Raw genomic sequence first — 4,170 nt, forward strand, 5'->3', positions numbered from 1 at the left:
GACGCGGTCGATGAAGCTGACGTGGATACGCATGGGGCTGTTTTTGGTTCTGGCGAGCGAGAGGTGGCAAGTATGCCTTGGAGAAGATAGAGATCAAAATGTGGGAGCGGGCTTGCTCGCGAATGCGGTGTGTCAGTCACCGGATGTATCAACTGATACACCGCATTCGCGAGCAAGCCCGCTCCCACACTGACCGCGTTACCCACTTGGAAGCGGTTAAACCCTGGCGGCAAACACCGCCTGATGCGCCCGGCACTGCTCGGCCGTCAACATGAACACGCCATGCCCGCCGCGCTGGAACTCCAGCCAGGCGAAGTCCACTTCGGGGTACAACGCCTCGACGTGAACCTGGCTGTTGCCCACCTCGACAATCAGCAAGCCCTTCTCGGTCAAGTGATCTGCCGCCTCGGCCAGCATCCGCCGAACCAGGTTCAAGCCGTCGTCACCGCAGGCCAGGCCCAGCTCCGGCTCGTGCTGGTATTCATCCGGCATGTCGGCAAAGTCTTCGGCGTCGACATACGGCGGGTTGGACACGATCAGGTCAAAACGCTGGCCCGGCAAACCATCAAAGCCGTCGCCCTGAACGGTATACACGCGCTCATCGACGCCATGGCGCTCGATGTTCTGGTTGGCCACCTCCAGCGCTTCGAAGGACAGGTCGCCCAGTACCACTTCGGCGTCCTGGAACTCGTAGGCGCAGGCAATACCGATGCAACCGGAACCGGTGCACAGGTCCAGAATGCGTGCCGGCGGTGTGCCCAGCCACGGTTCGAAGCGGTTTTCGATCAGTTCGCCAATCGGTGAGCGGGGAATCAATACACGCTCATCAACGATAAACGACATGCCGCAGAACCAGGCTTCCTTCAACAGGTAAGCGGTCGGCACACGCTCGTGGATACGGCGGTGCAGCAACCGTTGCACGTGGGAGATTTCCTCTTCTTCCAGGTTGCAATCCAGGTAACTGTCGGCAATTTCCCATGGCAGGTGCAAGGCGCCGAGCACCAGTTGCCGGGCTTCGTCCCAGGCGTTGTCGGTGCCATGGCCAAAAAACAGGTCTTCCCCATGGAAACGGCTGACGGCCCATCGGATGTGGTCGCGCAAGGTGCGCAGGCGGGAAGTGATCACGGGGGCAAGCTCCTGGAAAAAACGACCGGCGATTCTAACAGTCTTAAGCTGTACCGACGATGTACGAAAAAACCCTTTGCCGCACGTCGGATTTCATCTTAAACGTGGTTTTTGCCTAAACGTAGTGCCCTATTGACATCGCTGCACGCCAACAACGGCGTACCTTACGATGGTAGCGATTCACAGAAGCGCTCAGCCAGAGGACAATGTCACAAAAGCCCCACTCACAGGAGCCCCAGAATGTCCGTTCCAAAGACGATGTTTCAACTCAGCGGTCGTGGTTACGCAGCGGCGAACCTGAACCATGCGACCCTCGTGATCATCGACGCCCAGAAGGAATACCTCAGTGGTCCCCTCGCCCTCTCGGGCATGGACGCTGCTGTCGAAAATATCAAGCAACTGGCGGCTGCCGCGCGCAACGCCGGGCGCCCGATCGTGCATGTGCGCCACCTGGGCACTGTCGGCGGGTTGTTTGACCCTCAGGGCGAGCGCGGTGAGTTCATTCCTGGCCTTGAGCCACAGGCCGACGAAACCATCATCGGCAAGCTGCTGCCCAGCGCCTTCCACGGCACCGGCCTGGAGAAACACCTGCAAGACCTCGGTTCCCTGGACCTGATCGTCTGCGGCTTCATGAGCCACTCCAGCGTCAGCACCACGGTGCGTGCGGCAAAAAACCTGGGCTTTCGCTGCACCCTGGTGGAAGACGCCTGCGCCACCCGCGACCTGCCTTACAAGGGCGGCATCCTCAGCGCCGACCACGTGCAGCAGACTGAAATGGCCATCATGGCTGACAACTTCGCCACCCTCGCCTTGACCAAAGATCTGATCTGATCGACCTTCGATGAGCGGGTAGCCGCCCGCTCATCCGCAAATACCTGTCATTTGCTGCAATTGCCTCTGTACCCGGAACAACCTGTGTATCTTCCGGTCGAAGGGCCGATACCCTGGAGGAAAGGTCGGAATGAAGATATCCGATGGTTTTGATGCTCGTCGCTTGCGCCCCAAGGGCCCGAGCAACTGGCGTCTGCGCATCGGCGCCGGCTTTGCCGCGCTGTTGGCGATAGGTGGCGTACTACTGGCAATTGCTGGCGGCGCTGGTTTGGTTGGACACTCACCGGCCCTGGGCGAGCTGAATGCCAGCCCTGGCGGTTCTGCAATACTCTTGGTCATCGGCCTGCTGGTGCTGTGGTTCGGCGTATGGCTGTGGCGCCGTTGCCGTCGGCGCATGCGCCAACCGCTGTCACTGAACATCGCTTCGCACCTGATGAAAAAGCACGACTGATGGCGCACAGATAGCGTTTGTTGCGCATCAAGCCGCCGCGATTAGGTAAACTGCCCGCCCTTCGCGGAGGCTGACATGCAAGACGACGATTTTTCCCTATTCAAGAACGAGCTGCGCGGCGTCAAGCCGATCAAGCATGATCGCGCCGACACCGGCAAACCCAAGACCGATCGCGCCCAGATCGCCAAGCTGCGCCAGGCCGCGACCGTGCGCACGGACGCCACCACCGTGGACGGCCTGTCGGATCAATTCGTTATCGATGTAGGTCCCGAAGACGAGTTGATGTGGGCCCGCGACGGCGTGCAGGAAAGCCAGATGCGCAAGCTCAAGGTCGGCCAGATCCCGTTCGAGGGCAGTCTCGACCTGCACGGCATGACCGTCGAAAAAGCCCGCGAAACCCTCTGGGCGTTCCTCGCCGAAGCCACCAAATTCGAAATCCGCTGCGTGCGCGTCACCCACGGCAAGGCCGTGCGCCTGGACGGCAAGCGGCCGATGATCAAAAGCCACGTCAACACCTGGTTGCGCCAGCACTCCCAGGTGCTGGGTTTTACCTCATGCCAGCCACGTCACGGCGGCGCTGGCGCGGTGTATGTGATGCTCAAGCGCACCATGATGGAAGGCCGCGACGAGTAACAAGTGCCATCGTCAGGCTTGCAGCGATGTGTTGGCCGCCGTACCCTTGCCCTTTGCGAAAATCCCACTAGGTAGTTTCATGTCCCTGGAACAGAATTACACCGCGATCCTCGGCCAGCTCGGCGAGGACGTTTCCCGCGAGGGCCTGCTCGACACGCCAAAACGTGCCGCCAAGGCCATGCAGTATCTCTGCCGCGGTTATGAACAGACCCTCGAAGAAGTCACCAACGGTGCCTTGTTCAGCTCTGACAACAGCGAAATGGTGCTGGTCAAGGACATCGAGTTGTACTCGCTGTGCGAACACCACCTGCTGCCGTTCATCGGCAAGGCTCACGTCGCGTATATCCCGAGCGGCAAAGTGCTGGGCCTGTCGAAGGTCGCGCGTATCGTCGATATGTATGCCCGCCGCCTGCAGATCCAGGAAAACCTCAGCCGCCAGATCGCCGATGCGGTCCAGCAGGTCACCGGCGCCCTGGGCGTTGCAGTGGTGATCGAGGCCAAGCACATGTGCATGATGATGCGCGGTGTGGAGAAGCAGAATTCGTCGATGATCACGTCGGTGATGCTGGGTGAGTTCCGCGAAAACGCGGCGACCCGCAGCGAGTTTCTCAGCCTGATCAAGTAATACGCGGCACCTGGAAAAACCGGCGTTCATCGCCGGTTTTTTTTCGCCTGTGAAAAATCAGGTAAGCTGCGCCCCCTTAAGTCTAGGGCAAGAGGTTTCAGCCATGTTCGTCAAAGCACTTCGAGTGGGCCTCGGCCACGTCATCATCGCCGGCGACTTCCTGACCCGTCCGCGCAAAAAGCAGCGCCCTGCCGAACAACAGGCGCAGGTGAACGCAGCGGCCAAGGACCTGACCCTGTATCAATTCCACGCCTGCCCGTTCTGCGTGAAGACCCGCCGCACCCTGCACCGCCTGAACGTGCCGGTGGCCTTGAAGGATGCGAAGAACAACGAGCAGGACCGCCAGACCCTGCTGGAGCAAGGCGGCAAGATCAAGGTGCCATGCCTGCGCATCGAAGAGAACGGCCAGACCACCTGGATGTACGACTCCAAGGTGATCATCGATTACCTCGACAAGCGGTTTGCGGCGGTCTGACAAACAGCGAGAATCCAGTGTGGGAGCGGG

At 60.2% G+C, this 4,170-nt stretch carries 6 protein-coding genes; 5 read left to right on the plus strand and 1 reads right to left on the minus strand.

The genetic code is table 11. The features are described from left to right. Window positions 1-216: 216 nt before the first annotated feature. Entirely contained in the window at window positions 217-1,125 is a 909-nt protein-coding gene (gene prmB, locus HX846_RS14985) for a 50S ribosomal protein L3 N(5)-glutamine methyltransferase (RefSeq protein WP_003213129.1), read from the minus strand. Window positions 1,126-1,365: 240 nt separating this feature from the next. On the opposite strand from prmB, the gene HX846_RS14990 reads away from it, so the two are divergent. From HX846_RS14990 to HX846_RS15010, 5 genes are all read left to right on the plus strand, one after another. Next, window positions 1,366-1,956, plus strand: coding sequence for a cysteine hydrolase family protein (locus HX846_RS14990; RefSeq protein WP_008433198.1), 591 nt, complete (start codon window positions 1,366-1,368; stop codon window positions 1,954-1,956). A 130-nt stretch (window positions 1,957-2,086) separates the two neighbouring features. Beyond that, on the plus strand, window positions 2,087-2,407 hold the full coding sequence (locus tag HX846_RS14995) for a hypothetical protein (RefSeq protein WP_003213133.1): 321 nt from the start codon (window positions 2,087-2,089) through the stop codon (window positions 2,405-2,407). Window positions 2,408-2,482: 75 nt separating this feature from the next. Further along, window positions 2,483-3,040, plus strand: a complete 558-nt coding sequence (locus HX846_RS15000; RefSeq protein WP_003213135.1) for a Smr/MutS family protein — start codon at window positions 2,483-2,485, stop codon at window positions 3,038-3,040. A gap of 79 nt (window positions 3,041-3,119) precedes the next feature. After that, window positions 3,120-3,665, plus strand: a complete 546-nt coding sequence (gene folE / locus HX846_RS15005; protein ID WP_003204506.1) for a GTP cyclohydrolase I FolE — start codon at window positions 3,120-3,122, stop codon at window positions 3,663-3,665. A 103-nt stretch (window positions 3,666-3,768) separates the two neighbouring features. Then, entirely contained in the window at window positions 3,769-4,140 is a 372-nt protein-coding gene (locus HX846_RS15010; RefSeq protein WP_063031984.1) for a glutathione S-transferase N-terminal domain-containing protein, read from the plus strand. Window positions 4,141-4,170: the final 30 nt, after the last annotated feature.

The organism is Pseudomonas sp. K5002, assembly GCF_013386655.1.
Classification (GTDB): domain Bacteria; phylum Pseudomonadota; class Gammaproteobacteria; order Pseudomonadales; family Pseudomonadaceae; genus Aquipseudomonas.

Coding starts and splice junctions, on each gene's coding strand:
- HX846_RS14990 (WP_008433198.1), top strand. CDS start 1,366: ATGTCCGTTCCAAAGACGATGTTTCAACTCAGCGGTCGTGGTTACGCA.
- HX846_RS14995 (WP_003213133.1), top strand. CDS start 2,087: ATGAAGATATCCGATGGTTTTGATGCTCGTCGCTTGCGCCCCAAGGGC.
- HX846_RS15000 (WP_003213135.1), top strand. CDS start 2,483: ATGCAAGACGACGATTTTTCCCTATTCAAGAACGAGCTGCGCGGCGTC.
- folE (WP_003204506.1), top strand. CDS start 3,120: ATGTCCCTGGAACAGAATTACACCGCGATCCTCGGCCAGCTCGGCGAG.
- HX846_RS15010 (WP_063031984.1), top strand. CDS start 3,769: ATGTTCGTCAAAGCACTTCGAGTGGGCCTCGGCCACGTCATCATCGCC.